This window comes from Chryseobacterium lathyri (assembly GCF_019970085.1).
GTDB classification, from domain to species: Bacteria; Bacteroidota; Bacteroidia; order Flavobacteriales; family Weeksellaceae; genus Chryseobacterium; species Chryseobacterium lathyri.
In genome coordinates, this window is the sequence record NZ_JAHXYG010000006.1 from 109,311 (window position 1) to 127,776 (window position 18,466).

Genomic DNA, 18,466 nt, shown 5'->3' on the forward strand with positions numbered 1-18,466 from the left:
TTTTTATATTAAAATTTTAAATTTAATCAAGCATCACAATATGCTGCTTTTTGAGCTGACAAAAATACTGTTTTTTTATCAAAACTCTATGCATTACCATGTTACTATATAATAAACTCAAGCTGAGAATAATCAGCCTGAGTTTATTTTAAGACGTTTATAGTAAATAATTACCTTATTTCTTTTCGCAAGCCTTGACAAAGGCTCTGAATAGAGGGTGCGGCGTTGCTACTGTACTTTTGTATTCAGGGTGGTACTGCACTCCTACATAGAACGGATGGTCAGGAAGTTCAAGAGCCTCTACCAGACCTGTTTCCGGGTTGGTACCTGTTGCCAGGAATCCGTTCTTTTCAAATTCCTGAAGATAATCACTGTTAAATTCATAACGGTGACGGTGTCTTTCTGTAATATTTTTAGTTCCGTAGATATCGTATAGTTTGGAACCGTTTTTCAATGAACATTTCCAAGCTCCAAGGCGCATTGTACCTCCTTTGTCTACGATATTTTTCTGTTCTTCCATGATAGAAATTACAGGATCCGGTGTAGAGGTGTCAAATTCCATTGAATTCGACTTGGTGTGTCCAAGAACATTTCTTGCAAATTCAATTGTCATGATCTGCATTCCTAGACAAATTCCCAACATCGGAACTTTATTTTCTCTTGCATATTGAGCTGTAAGCACTTTTCCTTCGATTCCTCTATCGCCAAAACCTGGAGCAATAAGGATTCCGTCTACCCCATTTAAAGTCTCTTTAATATTTTCAGCAGTGATATCTCCACTGTATACCCATCTTACTTTCACTTCAGTTTCAAGACTTGCCCCTGCATGTTTGAAAGCTTCAGCAATAGAAATATAAGAATCCTGCAGAGAAATATATTTTCCTACCAAGGCAATTTCTACAGTTCTTTTAGGGTTTTTGAATTTTTTAAGGAAAGTTTTCCAATCTTTCAGATCAGCTTCTTTATCATTTTTCAGATCCAGTTCTTTTAAAACTACATCATCAAAATTTTGTTTCTGAAGATACATTGGAACCTCATAGATCGTTTCAAGATCTTTACATTCAATGACATTATCCAGAGACACATTACAGAATTGAGCTAATTTCGCTCTCTGATCTTTTGGAATATTATGTTCTGTTCTACAAACCAAGACATCTGCCATAATTCCGCTTTCCATCAATTGACGAACGGAATGCTGTGAAGGTTTTGTTTTCAATTCACCGCTTGAAGCTAAATAAGGCAACAGGGTAAGGTGGATCACCATAGAATTCTTCTCACCAAGCTCCCATTTCAGCTGACGTACCGTTTCAATGTATGGAAGAGATTCAATATCTCCTACCGTTCCTCCGATCTCAGTAATGATGATATCGTAGTTCTGCTTGGAAAGCATTTTAATTCTTCTTTTGATCTCGTTGGTGATATGAGGAATTACCTGAACCGTTTTTCCCAAGAAATCTCCTTTTCTTTCTTTTTCAATAACTGTTTGGTAGATTTTCCCGGTAGTAACGTTGTTGTTTTGGGAGGTAGGAGCATCCAAATAACGCTCGTAATGACCTAAATCCAGATCCGTTTCTGCACCATCTTCGGTTACATAGCATTCTCCGTGTTCATATGGATTCAGTGTTCCGGGGTCGATGTTGATATAAGGATCCAGTTTTTGGATCGTTACGCTAAAACCGCGTGATTTTAACAAAAGTCCCAGAGAAGCAGACACGATTCCTTTTCCCAAAGATGAAGTTACACCTCCTGTCACAAAGATGTACTTTGTATTCTTTTTACTCATTAGATTAGGTTTGTGCAAAGTTATGGGAAAAAGAGATACAAAGCAATTTTTTAAATTTTGAAAACCGAAAAACCCTTCTGTATCATTTATAAATTCTGATTAAAAATTTTATCTAAATTTCATAAACGCAATGACAAAACGCGATAACCATCATGATTTCGGTGTACAAATTAAAACCGAAATCCCAACAGCTGCCACCCGTATTACCTTTTGCATAAGAATGTCTTTTTAATCTGATAGGATGTTGACCAACGGAAAAATTAATGACCATAAAAAAGGCCTCCCAATCACTTGAAAAACCTTTTGAATTTAATTATTTACAAAATTATTGTTTTATCAACTCAAAATATAGACTTACTTCCACATCTTTAGCTACTCCTGCACCGGTAGGATCGTATTTAATTCCATAGTCTAAGCGGTTAACTGTGAATTTTGTCTGAAAACCCATCACCTCTTTTCCCTGCTGGTTTTTAGTGACTCCTCCGAATGTTACCGGGACACTTATTTCCTTTACAGTCTCTTTAATTTTCAGGGTTCCTTTCAGTATGTATGAATTATTTTTATCCTTGGTAATAGAGGTACTGTGAAAGCTTATTGCCGGGTATTTTTCCACATCAAAAAAATCAGCGCTTTTAAGATGTCTGTCTCTCATTTCTACTCCTGTGTTAATAGAGCTCACCTCTACTCCAAAATCGAAAACGGCATTATCTAAATTAGTGCCTTCAGTCGTTACTCTTCCTTTAAAAGAATCGAAACGTCCCTGTACAAAGCTAATCCCCATATGCTTGATATTAAAGTTTACCGAAGAATGCATAGGATCTACTGCCCATTCAGTTTGTGCGAAACCCAGAACGCTTAACAGTGTGAAAACGAAAGATAAAAATACTTTTTTCATAATAACTTAATTTTAGTTGAGTAAAGATAACACATATTGATTATCTTGTTCTTGATGTAGGTTAGTTTTTAATTTTAGATGAAATTATTTTAGAATATAACAAGTTGAAGACAAATATGATCAGAAATACAACGAGTGAATTAACATAAAGGAATAAAGCAAGAAGTCCGGCATCTGTTTTATTTGAAAAATAAGCAAGGGGGTTCGTTCCAGAAATAATTAATGTTATTAAATAAATGATTTCAAATAAAACCGCAATTTTTAAAACTGAACTATAATTCTTTCTGAAGATTAATATCGTAATAAAACTGACAATTGTTACAATAATGCATTCCACTAAAACCCCAATTGGCACCAGGGCAATTCCGTCTGATTTTTCTTTTAAAAAACATAATGTCCATTCGCTGAATTGGGCATTAAGAAGACTCATCACAATAAATATGACCAAACTTCTCATTAAAATATTTTTCATGTTTGGAAATTAATTAAAATTCTGAAAGGACATTCATTTTTTTTAACTTCGCAGTATGGCAAAACTGAAAACAGCATATTTCTGTCAAAACTGCGGAACTCAATATTCCCAATGGATGGGGCAGTGCAAAAACTGTGGAGAATGGAATACCCTTGTGGAGGAAGTCGTAGAAAAAACCTCATCCAAAACTCCGCCGTTTTCAAAATCAAAACAGCACGTCATCAACATTATTGAAGTTGAGACCAGTGAAGAACCGAGAATAAAAACACCCTCTGAGGAACTAAACCGTGTTCTGGGCGGAGGTATTGTGCTGGGTTCTGTCACACTGATCGGAGGAGAGCCCGGAATCGGAAAATCCACCCTTCTGCTTCAGCTTGCTTTAAAGATGAAGAAAAAAATCTTTTATGTTTCGGGAGAGGAAAGTGCTTCACAGATCAAGATGAGGGCAGACAGGCTGACAGATGTTCAGAATCCGAACTGTTTCCTTTTTACGGAAACTTCACTGGAAAAGATTCTCCACGAAGCCAAAAAGCTGGAACCGGATTTCATAATCATTGATTCTATCCAGACCTTACAGTCTCAGTTGATCGAAAGTTCACCCGGAACCGTTTCCCAGATCAGGGAGTGTTCGAATGAAATTATAAAATTTGCAAAAGAGAACAATACTCCCGTATTCCTAGTAGGCCATATTACAAAAGACGGCCAGATTGCCGGGCCAAAAGTGCTGGAACATATGGTAGATGTGGTTTTAAATTTCGATGGTGACAGAAACCATCTTTTCAGACTGCTCAGGGCCAATAAAAACCGTTTTGGGTCTACTTCCGAAATTGGTATCTATGAAATGGTTTCACAGGGTTTAAAAGAAATCAGAAATCCTTCTGAGATCCTTATTACCAAGAAATTTGAAGAGCTTTCCGGCAATTCCGTGGCAGTCACTCTGGAAGGAAACCGGCCTATGCTTCTGGAGATCCAGGCATTAGTGAGTACTGCTGTTTACGGGACCCCACAGAGAAGCTCTACCGGATTTGACGCAAAAAGGCTGAATATGCTTCTGGCTGTTCTGGAAAAGCGTGCAGGATTCCAGCTTGGGGCTAAGGATGTCTTTTTAAATATTACCGGAGGAATAAAAACAGATGATCCGGCATTAGATCTTGCCGTGGTAGCCTCCATCCTGTCGTCCAACGAAGATATTGCCATTTCCGAGCATTACTGTTTTGCAGGCGAGATCGGATTAAGTGGTGAGATCCGGCCAATAGCACAGGTGGAACAGAGAATTACAGAAGCTGAAAAATTAGGTTACGAAAAAATATTTGTATCGAATCTTAATAAAATACCGAAAAGAAAATTTGGAATTAAAATTGAGGAAGTGAGCAAAATTGAGGATTTCCACGAGAGAATCTTTTAAAATATTGTAGGTTCATTAACTGATATAGCGAAACGGATTAATTATTCACCATTCATATTTAATCTCTATCTTTAATCTATGAATTATCTTGCTCATTCCTTTCTCACCTTTTCTGACGGACAGATTGTAGGACAGTTTCTTGAAGATTTTATCCGGAACAAAGACCGCTATTCCTTTCCAAAGGACATTCAGGATGGAATTACGATACACAGGGCCGTAGATACATTTACAGATTCCCATCCCGCTATCCATGAAGCTAAAAAGGTTTTCTCTCCTTTGGTCAGATTGTATGCAGGTGCTTTTGTAGATGTTGCCATGGATTATTTTGTAGCCACTGATCTTTCCCTGAATTCTTTAGCTGAATGGAAAGCACATTCCTTACGGGTATATAGAGTTCTTAATGAACATGAAGAATGGCTTCCCGAAAACTTCAAACTCATGTTGGCTAAAATGGGAAAAGATGACTGGCTGTATAATTACCGTGAAGATTGGGGCATTAAGTTCAGCATGCGTAATGTTCTCAATAAAGCAAAATACCTGAATCCTGACATTCCCGTTTTCGAAGCATTCCTGGAAAATAAACCTTTCCTTCAGGAATGTTATAACAATTTTTTTCCTGATCTTCTTGATCACGCCAAAGGAATCAATGCAATGATTCAAATGGATCATAAATAAAAAACACTTACAGGGAACGTAAGTGCTTTTTTTAACAATTTGTGTTGTTAGAATCTGCTGCCTTAATGTGATAATGGGAAATTTTCACATTGCATTAATCGTAGTATAAAAACTGTTATTTAGCACCTTCATTTTTTGACTTTCGCTTTTATTAATCCCTAACTGATCAACAAAGACTTCTTAGGGTACAAATTAGAGCATCTGTTTCGTTATTAAGGTTTCCACTTATTTCTAATCAGCTTATGGCTTTTTATTTCATTTACAAATGATGATTTCAGTGAAAATTTCTTTTTAAGAAATGATTAATTAAAAAAAACAACTACACACAAATATAATTTTTTTAAAGCAAAAAACAAAATATAATAGGCATTAATTAATAAATAATACCTAATTTTAAATAATTAATAACTAAATATTAAATTTATTGAAAAATAGTCATTGCAAATAATTTAAACATAGAGACCAATCAAGACTATTAATCAATAATTAGTGATTTAATACTTGTTTAAATTTATAATAGACAAAGGAAAAGTTGGCCAATTAAAACTGCCTGTATAAATATCGGTTGGGATAGGTAAGCTTTTCACTTTTTCTCTCACCATTCACAATCATGTGAACAATATTGATCTGATCATCAAAAAGGTTATACAGAAAACTGACCGCCGCCTCCACTTTTTTAGGCGTATTAAGGGTTTCCGACTCAAGAAAAACATTCACAGATTCACTATCTTCTTCATAACCTACGTAATTTATTCTTAAAAATTTTCCGTCAGCTTTTAATTTGAAATATTCTGCACAATATTTTTCCAGAGCTTCATTAAGCCTGGCTTTATATTTTTCGTCATTAAAATGGAAAGAGTTTCCATATTTTTTGCCTAATGCATTTTCCAGATCATCAAGAAAAAAACGGCCTGTGATCTCAAAAGATTTGGATTTGGAATTATAATTAATTTCAACAGAACCTACATGATAAGGATGCTTCACCTTTGAAAAAGAGAATAAAAAAAATACCGGTAATAAAAACAGCCATAAATTCTTCATATGCCCTGACCTTTAAAATTTGTTCGAAATTAATCATTATTTTCGTACGCATTATATTTTTACGTTATGATGCTGGATTTTCTCTTCTATTTAAACCTTGGCTGGGAGCATATTATTTCTCTGGATGCGTTGGATCATCAATTATTTGTCCTCGCTCTGATTGCCGTATATTCTTACAGTGACTGGAAAAAAATACTGATCCTTGTGACTGCTTTTACAATAGGACATTCTATCACATTGGCATTGAGTATTCTCGATATTTTCAGAGTTCCCTCTGCCTGGGTAGAATTCTTAATTCCGCTCACGATTGTCCTTACCTCTCTGGATAATATTCTGATGAAAAACAAAAAGCAGACCCTGATGCGGACCAATTATTATCTGGCAGCCATCTTTGGGCTTATCCATGGAATGGGGTTTGCGAATACGGCAAGAGTGATGATCGCCAAAAGCCAGAGTATCGCCATACCGTTATTAGGTTTTAATATCGGGCTGGAATTGGGTCAGATCGTTATTGTTTTAGGGATTCTTATCCTTTTATTTATTTTGCTGAGCATTTTTAAGGTTAACAAAAAAGACTGGGTCCTGTTCGTATCTTCCGGAGTATTCGCATTGGCTTTAAAAATGACTTTAGAAAGAATTCCTTTTTAACTTTGAAACATTTTTAATTTTTCAACGACTTATTATTATCTTTGATAACTATTAAATCAATCCGGTAATGAAATTAAAAGCAGCCCTACTTTCATTTTCTGTATTCGCATATACAGGCTTCACCGCACAAAACATTCAGAATAATCCTGGAAGTAACCACGGAAACAGATTCGAGCAGCTCGGGACTATTCTTCCCACTCCTAATATTTACAGAACGGCTTCCGGGGCTCCCGGCCAGGGATACTGGCAGAACAGGGCTGACTATGATATTACAGCCTACCTTGATGAAGATAAAAGAAATCTGAAAGGTTCAGAAACTATTACTTATTATAACAATTCCCCGGATGATCTGGATTATATCTGGCTTCAGCTGGATGAAAACGAACAGTCCACTGTAAAAAATGCCGGTTTTGCGTTTCCTTCTACCCTTCCGGCTTCTTCTAACGATCAGCAGCTGAAAGTCACCGATCTGCCTGAAAAGGACAACGGCTATGGCGTGAACCTGGAGAAGGTGACGGATGCCTCAGGAAATCCCCTGAAATATACGGTGAATAAGACGATGATGCGCATTGATTTGCCAAAAGTATTGAAAAAAGGAGAAAAACTGGTTTTCAAAATAGACTGGAATTATAATATCCCGAACAGAATCAAAATGGGCGGCCGCGGTGGCTATGAAAACTTTGCCGAAGACGGAAATGATCTGTACACCATGACACAATGGTATCCGAGAATGTGCGTATACAGTGATTTTCACGGATGGCAGAACCACCAATTCACAGGGCGTGGTGAATTTGCATTGGTATTCGGAAATTTTAAAGTTTCAATGAATGTACCCGCAGACCATATCGTGGGCGGAACCGGAGAATGTAAAAATTATGAGCAGGTTTTAACTTCGGATCAGATGGCAAGATACCGAAAGGCTGAAAATGCTGCTGAACCTATAGAAATCGTAACACTGGAAGAGGCGAAAAAAGCTGAAAAAAATCATTCTAAACAGAGAAAAACATGGAGCTTTGAAGCCAGTGATGTAAGAGATTTCGCATGGACCTCATCCAGAAAATTTGTCTGGGACGGAATGCGTGTTACCATTCCAGAAAACAACAACAAAGTAATGGCGATGAGTTTCTATCCAAAAGAAGCTTATGGACTTTACAGGAAATATTCAACAAAAGCAGTTGCCCATACCATCAAAACCTATTCAGAATTCACGATTCCTTATCCATATCCTGTAGCGCAGTCTGTAGAGGCAGCCAACGGAATGGAATATCCTATGATCTGCTTCAATTTTGGCAGAACGGAAAAAGACGGGACCTATTCCGAAGGGACCAAAAATGGAATGATCGGAGTTGTGATTCACGAGGTTGGTCACAATTTTTTCCCAATGATCATCAATTCTGATGAAAGACAGTGGAGCTGGATGGATGAGGGATTGAACACCTTCACGGAATACCTTACAGAAGAAAAATGGGACAATAAATTCCCATCCAAAAGAGGCCCGGCCTGGACGATTACCGATTATATGAAGCTTCCTAAAGATCAACTGGAACCGATTATGAGTAATTCTGAAAATATTATTCAGTTTGGCCCGAATGCATACTCAAAACCGGCTACCGGATTAAATATTCTTCGTGAGACAATCATGGGAAGAGAATTATTCGATAAAGCTTTTAAAACCTATGCAAAAAGATGGGCATTCAAACACCCTGAACCTGCAGACTTCTTCCGTACCATGGAAGATGCCAGCGGTGAGGATCTCGACTGGTTCTGGAGAGGATGGTTCTACGGAACGGATCCTGTAGATATCGCTATTGATAAAGTAACTGTAGCAGTTCCGGACCTTAATACTCCTCCAAAGGAAGCTAAAGAAACAAAATATAAGGTGGAAAAACCTCTTCAGAATACTTTTGAAGATATTTCTAAAATCAGAAATAAAGAGGATAAAAACATTACGTTCTACGTAGATAAAGATAAAGAGCTGCAGGATTTCTATTACCGATATGACAGAGGTCAGGAAAAATTAGATACTGAAAAAGAATACACCGTAAAAACGGAAGCAGGTATTCCTCTGGATGCTAAGGATAAAGAGAAGTTCAAAAATCTTACCGGCTATCAGATCGACTTTGTCAATAAAGGCGGACTCGTAATGCCAATTATCCTTGAATTCACTTTTGAAGACGGAACAAAACTGTATGATAAATCATCTGCACAGATCTGGAGACAGAATGAACAGAAGGTTTCCAAGACTTATTATTTTGACAAAAAAATCAAGTCGATACAGCTTGACCCGATGAGAGAAACAGCGGATATTGATACTTCCAATAATGTATGGAGCAGTAACAGTACAGATACTCAGGTTTCAAAATTCCAGCTGTTTAAACAGAAACAGGGAGAAGGCCCGGTAAGAGGTGGTGCCAGCGGAAAGGTAAATCCGATGCAGGCCGGGAAAAAATCATAACATAAAAGGTTGTCCATATTTGAGGCAACCTTTTTTATTAAACTTAGCGGGTTAATCATTTTGGCTAAAGCCATTTTTCCGCAAAATTGTTAAGCGGGCTAAAGCCCGCTCCTATTGAATTATATAATTCCGAAAAAGAAAAAGAGCTGCTCAATCAGCTTAATCTGCGAGCTTTTTTAAACGCAAAGTTTTATCTATATTCCGACAATTCAAGTTTGCAAAGGGTGAATCATTAAATTGATTGATGAAGCTGTTGTTAAAATTAGTTCAGGTAAGCTTTCAAAGAATTTTTATAGGTCCTTCCAAGCGGAAGCTTCTCCCCATCTTTAAGATACACATGAGCCGTATCATACGAACTGATATGGGAAGACAGGACAATATATGACTTGTGAATTCTGATGAATCCCAGGTTTTGAAATTTCTCTTCAAAATTCGACATCCGGTCAAGGATCATATACTTTTTAAGATGGGTCATCAGAATGATATATTCTCCAAATCCCTGTACCCACCGCACATCATCCAAAAGGACTTTATGCATCACGTAATTGGATTTGAACATGATAAAGTCTTCCTTCTTCTGTTGTTCCGCAGAGTTTTTAAACTGAAGGAAATCCTTTGCCTTGTTAATCGCTTTCCGGAATGTTTCAAAGTCCACAGGCTTTACAAGATAATGTACAACATCCAGTTCAAAAGCTTTAACGGCATACTGCGTTTCGAGAGTGAGAAATATGCATAATGGTTTATAAGGTAACTGATGTAAAAGCTCAATTCCGTTGATGTAGGGCATATTGATATCCAGAATCACCAGGTCTACCCTGTTCTGCTTAAGATATTCCAATGCTTCTTCCGGATCCTGAAAAAAATTCAGCAGATCTACATCTTCCATTTGTCCGCAATACTTTTGAATAAGCTGAAGCGCCGGATATTCATCATCTACACTTACGATCGTCAGATTAGCCATTACAATTTTATTTTTAAAATAGTCTGATAGTTGTTGTTTTCCGCAGGTTCGGAGATAAAAGTAAATCTTCCTGCATAGTTTTTTTCAAGAATATTGATAACGGCTTCGTTTCCCAAACCGCTGTCATTCATATTCCCGACAAGATTCTTCTTCCTGGATATAGAATTTATGATCTCAAATAAAAGTTCCTGATTCCTTATTTTATAGCTTACATGAATATGGCTATCTTCTTCTATTCCCACCGCTGAATGTTTCAGGGCATTCTCAAATAGAGTAAGGCATACGGAAGGCGGAACATCAATCAATTCAATGGTTTCTTCATCTTCAATCGTAAAAGCAATATTCAATACATTATTATATTTTAGCTGATACAAGCCTGCAAGAGAATGGATCGATGAAAGTTCCTGAGCCATGGAAATTTTCTCTTTACTGGTGTCATAAATTATATACTGAAGCAGTTTACTGAGCTGTAATATAGATTCTGAGGTATTTTCTGAGGGCTGGAAACTTTTGGAATAAATATTATTGAGGGTGTTCAGCAAAAAGTGGGGATTCATTTTAGATTTTAAAAGATCAAGATACAGCTGGTCTTTTTCTTCGCCAAGATCTTTAAAATCCTGTTCAATGAGGAATTTATCTTTTGTAATCCCCAGGAATGAGGCAACAAGTATGACAATTCCCTGCGCCGTATAGACATTATATAAAAATTTGGTATTGGACAGGCTTTCATTAAAATTCATATTAAAAACCGCCGGTTCCAGCAGAATTCTGAAAAGGCTGGAGACAAGAAAAGTGATTAGCGCAAAGAGAATGAACTCAGGATATTTATTGGAAAGATAAAATTCCGGGACCAGATAAAAATAGACAAGACTGTAAATTCCGACATTAAAAATAATCACAGATAAAACACTCCAGATAAGTTCCGGAACATCCAAAAAGTAGTTTTCGGTAAAAAAAGTGATGATAACGAAGATCAAAAGGAAAAAAATATGCTGAAACTTCAGTAAAAACCCCCAATGATATTCCATCAGTCTTTTCAAAACTTTTGCATTAAACAAAACCCTGAAAACCAACAATATAAATACAATATTGATAATTAAAAACATCTAAAAACCCCAATTTTCAATCTTTCAAATATACCATCTTTTTCTGCCCATCCTGCAGTTCACTGATAAAAACTGTCATTGATTGAAAAATAAATCCGCGGCTGGTTCTTATAAATATATTTGAGACATCAGGATGTTAACTCAATATTACATGAAAATTAAATTCAAATTAATCATTATTCTACTGTTTGGAATGATCCGCCTGGCAGATGCACAAAGCCGGGACAACTACAATATGTGGTTCCAGTATCTCATGTCGGCAAGACTAACGGATAAAAGCACCTTGACCGCTCTATCCCAATACCGTTCTTTTGATTTCGCTTATGACACCAGGCTTTTTCTGGTATCTGCCTATGTAGATTACGAAGTAGCCCATGAAGTGAAGCCCGCTGCCGGATTTATGTTTCTGGTACTGGATTCCTATAAATCTGACAATACAAAGAAAGCGAGGTATGAAAAAAGGCCTTTCCAGCAGGTGACACTGGGAAGTAATATCGGGAGAACTTCGGTTTCACACCGTTTCCGTGTAGAAGAAAGATTCATAAGCAATCCTGATGAATTCATCGTCAGGCTGCGTTATCTGATTTCACTGAGAATTCCTTTTAACAGAGCAGGAGAAAAAGAAAAACTATACGGTATTCTGAAAAATGAAATAAGAATGAATGTAGTGAAGGATGAACCGTTTGACAGTAACCGCCTAACGGCTGGCATCGGAGTTAAAGTGGGGAAAAACTCTGCTATTGAAGTGGCTTTTATCAACCAGCTGGAGACCGGATCTACAAGCAACTACGGCTATATCGGCTACAGAAACAGCTTCGACTGGAGAAAAAACAAAAATAAATAACTATAAATCAAATCATCTATGCTTACTTTCCTTGGATTTCTCATGATCCTGATCTTTATGGTCCTGATCATGAACAAAAAAATGACTCCGCTCACAGCCTTGGTCATCGTACCCGTAACCATAGCTCTTTTTGCGGGTTTCGGTCCTGAGCTGGGGGATATGATGAAAAACGGTGTCAAAGAAATAGCACTTACAGGGGTAATGCTGATCTTTGCCATCCTATATTTCAGCTTAATGATCGACACGGGACTTTTTGAGCCCTTAGTAAATATAATCTTAAAAGCTGTTGGGGACAATCCTATTAAAACCACAATAGGAACCGCCATTCTTACGGCCCTGGTATCACTGGACGGTGACGGTTCTTCCACTTATCTGATTGTAGTGGCCGCTATGCTTCCGCTTTACAAAAGACAGGGTATGAACCCGTTAATCCTGACCTGCATCATTATGCTTGCCGGGCAAATCATGAATATTCTTCCATGGGGAGGACCTACGGCAAGGGTAATGAGCTCACTGAAGCTTGGGCACACAGAAATTTTTGTTCCTATGATCCCCATTATGGCGATAGGCATCCTATGGGTGATTTTTGTGGCTTACATTCTGGGAAGAAAAGAAAAAATAAGGATTGCAAAGCATGGGAAATTTACCAATTACAACAGCAATGATATCATTGGCGAGGCAGATCCGAAGCTCCGTCGTCCGAAACTGATCCTTATTAATCTCGCCCTTACCATCACACTTTTAGTGGTCATGATCCTGGATATTGTTCCTTTGGGCATTGCTTTTATGATTGCGTTCTGTATCGCTTCCATTATCAATTACCCTAAACTGAAAGACCAGCAGAAAATAATCTCCAAACATGCAGGAAATGCTTTATCTGTGGCAGGAATGATCTTTGGAGCCGGAATTTTTACCGGAATTCTGAATGGTTCAGGTATTATGCAGGCAATGGGAAACAGTATGATAGAAATAGTTCCTAAAAGCTGGGGAGGCTATCTGAATATTGTAACGGCACTCTTCAGTATTCCGCTTACTTTTTTCCTTTCCAATGATGCCTATTATTTTGGAATATTGCCTATTATTGTGGCTACCGGGCATCAGCTGGGGATTTCACCGGAAATTCTGGGAAGAGCAAGTCTCATTGGTCAAGGTTCACATCTTTTAAGCCCGCTGGTTCCATCTACTTATCTGTTAGTATCATTGGCAGGTGTAGAATTTTCTGATCATTTGAAATATACTTTAAAATGGGCATTAGGATCCTCCCTTGTGATGCTGCTGGCAGCACTGATTCTTGGAGTTATCTGATCATTAAAGATTGGAAGCCGGAAGAAGGGGGATGGAAGTTAATATTGGACCCGGTTATAAAATTAATGGGCAGATTTAAAGATTAATAGAAACCGGCTGGAAGCTTTTATTTCCAACTTCAATAACTTCGTTCTTTCAGCCTCACGCTTCCCTACCCTTACTATTATATTTCAGATGTAAAAAAAACAACAGATCTTTGTACGGAAAGCATAAGCATATTCAGATGAACCTTTTTGAAACAAAAAAAACATTCACAGGAAGATATTTAAAAAATCTCACCTTATATGTATTTGCCGCAATTCTCGGTGGAGTGCTTACAGGATATTATGCGCCTGAGGCAAGCATTCAGCTGGGAATTGTAAGCCGGTATTTTTTCATGATTCTGGAAATGCTCATCCTTCCCATTATTTTCATGGCGATCATGTATGGTATCTGCCAGCTGTCAGGAATCAAAAATGCGAGCAGCATTGTATGGAAAACTATTCTGTATTTTCTTATCATAAGCTCTGTTGCTATTGTTTTAGGATTTATTTTCGGTTTTGCCGTAAAACCCGGAGCCGATACGGGCATTGATCCTGCGAGGATCAGTAAATCACTTCCCAGAACATTTGAAATTGACAATACAAGTATATCCGGTATCCTGTACCTCAACAGACACGGTATTTTTCTTATCGTGTCCATTGTCGCCGGGATTTTCATGAATCTTTCCAGTGCAAGAGAAAAATTCCTGAATCTATTGGACCATGGTCTCAAGGTTTTTTATACGGTGATCAAGTATCTCTACCTTATTCTGCCCGTTATCATATTCTGCAACATTGCATACGGAGTTTCTGTATATGGCATCAATACGCTTCTACCGCTCAGTAAAGTTGTTGCAACAGTATATCTGGCTGATATTGTCTTTATTTTTGGAATTTTGGGAGTTGTCTCTTATCTGTTCAAAATCCGGCTTTGGAAGTTTTTACTTGATTTAAAAGAAGAAATTATCCTTGTAGTTACCACATCATCTTCCAAAACAGCATTTCCGCTCATCTTTGAAAAAATGGAATCTGAAGGCTACAGCAGAAAAATTTTAAGGTTTGTCATTCCTTTGGGATATAATTTTAATCTTTCAGGAGCCTGTATTTATATTGCCGTGACCTGCTGCTTTCTTATTCAGTTTTACAACATTTCTTTGACTGTCACCGATTATCTGTGGCTTTTCGTCATTATTTCCGTAACCTCGAAAACAGCATCAGGTGTTCCTGGCTCAGGATTTCTGGCCCTTATTTTCACTTTAAACAGGTTTGGAAAAATTCCGTTAACGGATATTGCCCTCCTTTACAGTGTAGACCGTTTTATGAATGAGGCGAGATCTGTTACCAACTTTATCAGCATTGCGGTTTCCGGGGCTGTGATTTCAAAAATAAATCAGAATCAGAAAAATAAAACCCACTCTATTTGAGTTACTGCATACTACTTTACTGACAAGGAAAATAAGGCTGTAACTTTTTGAAAATGAGTAACACTTATTAATAAAAAATCATGAGAACATTTCTTGCATTGTTATTAATAAGCAGTGTTAATTTATTTTCACAAAAACTGCTCACCCCAGCCAACAATGCTATTGATCCTAAGCTGATCAAAGATGAAACATCAGAAGCGGTCTGGTATGCTGAAAATGCAGGAACAAAAATGGAAATTGGGAGCATTATTACAGAACTCAAAAAATTAAACAAAACGGATCTCCTCATCAAAACTACTGTAAAGCTGAAAAAGGCACCTGATGCTAAATGGACCGATTCTACCATTGTAAAAACTGCCAATTTCCAGCCAGTCTATCATTCGTCTTTTAATATGATGAGAGATATGGTTCTGAAATCAGGGAAGGCTAAGGTAACAGGATATTATCTGGATAAAAAATCCCAGAAAAAAGACCCTATCGAAATGGATGCTGCAGATTATTTTGACAGCAGCAGCTATCCTATGCTGATCAGGTTTTCTCCCCTGAAAGAAAATTATACTGCTGACCTCTCTATTTTCGATTATAACCCGGATGCTAAGAAAGGACTTATTAAAGCCTATATACTGGACGTAAAGAAAACAGATTACAACGGAAAAAAAGTATGGGCTGTAAAAACAACCGACGATATTAAAGATAAGACAACGATTGTTACTTATTACATAGATACCGAAACCCGGAAGATCCTGAAACAGGATATGGACCTCGGCGGTAGAAAAATGACATTGGAAACCATTCAATGATGGATCTACAAAGTTTACCGTAATGGTAAACTTTTTCTTTTTAATGTTGAGTACTGCTAAGAAGCCTATGCCAGGAGCCTTTTACAAAGCAACCAATAAAACACTGAAAATCAAAATACAAACTCCATAAATAAATCTACAAACAGTGTATAATCTGATCATATTTTTTTTTATCTTTGACATACACTATCACATCAAATCGTCAAAATCCTGATTGACATTAAATGTTCAGGCATGTACAATAAACAAAATATTACCTATGAAAAACGCTAAATCATTAAGCAGAGAGGCTCAAAAATCCATCGTTGGAGGCGCAGCCGGAATTGTTTGCTGCGAATGGAACGATCAGGGAAAATGCATCCTTTGGATCGGGCCGGGACAGCACTGCCCTTAGTTTACTAATTATTAGAGTTAAATACAAAAGCCGGAAGTTTCCGGCTTTATTTTTTTTTATTTTTCTGCCAAATTTTCACACTGGGAAATAAAATTCTGCCATTTCATCCACAGATCTCTCATGGCATACATTTAGAGAATTATAACGGAGAATTAATTAAAAATAAATATATTATGTCAGTAAACTTTAAACCATTAGCAGACAGAGTTTTGATCGAGCCGATCGCTGCAGAAACTAAAACAGCTTCAGGTATTATTATTCCGGACACCGCAAAAGAAAAACCACAGGAAGGTACAGTAGTAGCAGTAGGTCCAGGGAAAAAAGATGAGCCTACAACTGTTCAGGTAGGTGACAAAGTTCTTTATGGAAAATATTCAGGTTCTGAATTAAAATTAGACGGAAAAGATTTCTTAATCGTTAAGGAAGGTGATTTACTTGGTGTAATCGGGTAAGATTTGTAAAAAGTACGATGTACAGAGTACAACGTATTTTAACAACGTTTAATCAAATTATTTAAAAATAAAAAAGTACATTTTACATTGTACATAATAATACAATAATACAGCAAAAAATGGCAAAAGAAATAAAATTCGATATTGAATCAAGAGACGCTTTAAAAAGAGGGGTTGATGCATTGGCTAATGCAGTAAAAGTAACGTTAGGACCAAAAGGTAGAAACGTAGTGATCGAAAAATCTTTCGGTGCACCTCACGTAACTAAGGATGGTGTTTCTGTAGCGAAAGAAATCGAACTTGAAGACAGAGTAGAAAATATGGGAGCGCAGATGGTAAAAGAAGTGGCTTCCAAAACCAATGATATCGCAGGAGACGGTACTACTACCGCTACTGTATTGGCACAGGCTATCGTAAGAGAAGGTCTTAAGAACGTAGCTGCAGGTGCTAACCCAATGGATCTGAAAAGAGGGATCGACAAGGCAGTAACTGCAGTTGTTGAAAACCTTAAATCTCAGTCTAAAACAGTTGGAGATTCTACAGAAATGGTGAAGCAGGTAGCTTCAGTTTCTGCAAACAACGACGAAACTATCGGATCTCTGATCGCTGAGGCTTTCGGAAAAGTAGGTAAAGAAGGGGTAATCACTGTAGAAGAAGCTAAAGGTATCGATACAACAGTAGACGTTGTGGAAGGTATGCAGTTCGACAGAGGATACCAATCTCCTTACTTCGTGACTAACCCTGAGAAAATGGTAGCTGAAGTAGAAAACCCTTATATCCTTTTGGTAGAGAAGAAAATCTCTTCCATGAAAGAATTGCTTCCGGTTCTTGAGCCGATTGCACAAGGCGGAAAATCTCTTTTAATTATTTCTGAAGAAGTGGAAGGTGAAGCTTTAGCTACTTTGGTGGTAAACAAATTAAGAGGTTCTCTTAAAATTGCTGCTGTAAAAGCTCCTGGATTCGGAGACAGAAGAAAAGCAATGTTGGAAGATATCGCGATCTTAACTGGCGGACAGGTGATTTCTGAAGAGCAAGGTTTCACTATGGAAAACATTTCTCTGGATATGCTTGGAACTGCTGAGAAAGTAACGATCGATAAAGATAACACGACTATCGTAAACGGTGGTGGTGATGAAGCTAAAATCAAAGGAAGAGTAGCTCAGATCAAAGCTCAGATGGAAACTACAACTTCTGACTACGACAGAGAAAAACTACAGGAGAGACTGGCTAAATTAGCCGGTGGTGTTGCCGTACTTTACGTAGGTGCAGCTTCTGAAGTGGAAATGAAGGAGAAAAAAGACAGAGTAGATGATGCCCTTCACGCTACAAGAGCAGCCGTTGAAGAAGGTATCGTTGCAGGAGGTGGTGTTGCTTTAGTAAGAGCAATCTCTGCTCTAGAAAACCTTACAGGGATCAATGCTGACGAAACTACAGGGATCAGAATCGTGAAAAGAGCGATCGAGGAGCCATTAAGACAAATCGTTGCCAACGCAGGTGGTGAAGGTTCTGTAATCGTAGCGAAAGTTGCGGAAGGTACAGGAGACTTCGGATACAATGCTAAAACTGACGAGTATGTAAACATGCTTGAAGCAGGTATCATTGACCCTACGAAAGTAACAAGAGTTGCCCTTGAAAATGCAGCTTCTGTTTCAGGAATGCTTCTTACTACTGAATGTGTAATCACTGAAGTGAAAAAAGACGAACCAGCTATGCCAATGGGTGGTGGAATGCCAGGAATGATGTAACGGTCAGCGACCGAGGCAAATTAATATACTAACCGCTCTAT

General features: G+C 37.6%; 17 protein-coding genes. 11 read left to right on the top strand and 6 right to left on the bottom strand.

Translation table 11 applies throughout. The features are described 5' to 3' along the window. Window positions 1-175: 175 nt before the first annotated feature. From LC418_RS18805 to LC418_RS18815, 3 genes are all read right to left on the bottom strand, one after another. Window positions 176-1,783, bottom strand: a complete 1,608-nt coding sequence (locus LC418_RS18805; protein WP_111955241.1) for a CTP synthase — start codon at window positions 1,781-1,783, stop codon at window positions 176-178. A gap of 325 nt (window positions 1,784-2,108) precedes the next feature. Then, a complete protein-coding gene (locus LC418_RS18810) occupies window positions 2,109-2,678 on the bottom strand; it encodes a YceI family protein (protein ID WP_223560264.1) in 570 nt (189 codons plus the stop codon). 61 nt (window positions 2,679-2,739) lie between these two features. Then, window positions 2,740-3,150 carry a hypothetical protein gene (locus LC418_RS18815; protein ID WP_223560265.1) on the bottom strand — a complete coding sequence of 137 codons (411 nt, stop codon included), beginning with the start codon at window positions 3,148-3,150 and terminating at the stop codon, window positions 2,740-2,742. 55 nt (window positions 3,151-3,205) lie between these two features. Between LC418_RS18815 and radA the strand changes: the two genes are divergently transcribed. Both radA and LC418_RS18825 read left to right on the top strand, forming a co-directional pair. Beyond that, the gene (radA, locus tag LC418_RS18820) at window positions 3,206-4,555 is read left to right on the top strand and encodes a DNA repair protein RadA (RefSeq protein WP_111955249.1); all 1,350 of its coding nucleotides are present in this window, start codon (window positions 3,206-3,208) and stop codon (window positions 4,553-4,555) included. A gap of 78 nt (window positions 4,556-4,633) precedes the next feature. Next, window positions 4,634-5,230, top strand: a complete 597-nt coding sequence (locus LC418_RS18825) for an acyl carrier protein phosphodiesterase (RefSeq protein WP_223560266.1) — start codon at window positions 4,634-4,636, stop codon at window positions 5,228-5,230. Window positions 5,231-5,770: 540 nt separating this feature from the next. Here LC418_RS18825 and LC418_RS18830 read toward each other — a convergent pair. After that, complete coding sequence (locus tag LC418_RS18830) at window positions 5,771-6,271, bottom strand: DUF6702 family protein (protein WP_223560267.1); 501 nt, start codon at window positions 6,269-6,271, stop codon at window positions 5,771-5,773. A gap of 69 nt (window positions 6,272-6,340) precedes the next feature. On the opposite strand from LC418_RS18830, the gene LC418_RS18835 reads away from it, so the two are divergent. Further along, window positions 6,341-6,919: a HupE/UreJ family protein gene (locus LC418_RS18835; RefSeq protein ID WP_223560431.1), complete on the top strand. Its 579-nt coding sequence runs from the start codon at window positions 6,341-6,343 to the stop codon at window positions 6,917-6,919. A 67-nt stretch (window positions 6,920-6,986) separates the two neighbouring features. After that, window positions 6,987-9,374, top strand: coding sequence for a M1 family metallopeptidase (locus tag LC418_RS18840; protein WP_223560268.1), 2,388 nt, complete (start codon window positions 6,987-6,989; stop codon window positions 9,372-9,374). A 262-nt stretch (window positions 9,375-9,636) separates the two neighbouring features. On the opposite strand, the gene LC418_RS18845 is transcribed toward LC418_RS18840, so the two are convergent. Both LC418_RS18845 and LC418_RS18850 read right to left on the bottom strand, forming a co-directional pair. After that, window positions 9,637-10,335, bottom strand: a complete 699-nt coding sequence (locus LC418_RS18845) for a LytR/AlgR family response regulator transcription factor (RefSeq protein WP_223560269.1) — start codon at window positions 10,333-10,335, stop codon at window positions 9,637-9,639. After that, window positions 10,335-11,441 (bottom strand): sensor histidine kinase, encoded by a 1,107-nt coding sequence (locus LC418_RS18850; RefSeq protein ID WP_223560270.1) that lies wholly within the window; start codon window positions 11,439-11,441, stop codon window positions 10,335-10,337. The genes LC418_RS18845 and LC418_RS18850 overlap by 1 nt, the downstream gene beginning before the upstream one ends. Before the next feature lie 151 nt (window positions 11,442-11,592). Here LC418_RS18850 and LC418_RS18855 point away from each other — a divergent pair, with 151 nt between their 5' ends. The 7 genes from LC418_RS18855 (at window position 11,593) to groL (ending at window position 18,425) form a co-directional block, all read left to right on the top strand. Continuing rightward, complete coding sequence (locus LC418_RS18855) at window positions 11,593-12,285, top strand: DUF2490 domain-containing protein (RefSeq protein ID WP_223560271.1); 693 nt, start codon at window positions 11,593-11,595, stop codon at window positions 12,283-12,285. Window positions 12,286-12,303: 18 nt separating this feature from the next. Continuing rightward, entirely contained in the window at window positions 12,304-13,590 is a 1,287-nt protein-coding gene (locus tag LC418_RS18860) for a CitMHS family transporter (RefSeq protein ID WP_223560272.1), read from the top strand. A gap of 196 nt (window positions 13,591-13,786) precedes the next feature. Beyond that, window positions 13,787-15,034 (top strand): dicarboxylate/amino acid:cation symporter, encoded by a 1,248-nt coding sequence (locus LC418_RS18865; protein ID WP_223560273.1) that lies wholly within the window; start codon window positions 13,787-13,789, stop codon window positions 15,032-15,034. 80 nt (window positions 15,035-15,114) lie between these two features. Further along, entirely contained in the window at window positions 15,115-15,834 is a 720-nt protein-coding gene (locus LC418_RS18870; RefSeq protein ID WP_223560274.1) for a DUF3108 domain-containing protein, read from the top strand. Between the two features lie 259 nt (window positions 15,835-16,093). Beyond that, on the top strand, window positions 16,094-16,228 hold the full coding sequence (locus LC418_RS20930; protein WP_262510822.1) for a hypothetical protein: 135 nt from the start codon (window positions 16,094-16,096) through the stop codon (window positions 16,226-16,228). A 173-nt stretch (window positions 16,229-16,401) separates the two neighbouring features. Then, window positions 16,402-16,680, top strand: coding sequence for a co-chaperone GroES (locus LC418_RS18875; protein ID WP_034723531.1), 279 nt, complete (start codon window positions 16,402-16,404; stop codon window positions 16,678-16,680). 119 nt (window positions 16,681-16,799) lie between these two features. Further along, the gene (groL, locus tag LC418_RS18880; protein ID WP_111955271.1) at window positions 16,800-18,425 is read left to right on the top strand and encodes a chaperonin GroEL; all 1,626 of its coding nucleotides are present in this window, start codon (window positions 16,800-16,802) and stop codon (window positions 18,423-18,425) included. Window positions 18,426-18,466: the final 41 nt, after the last annotated feature.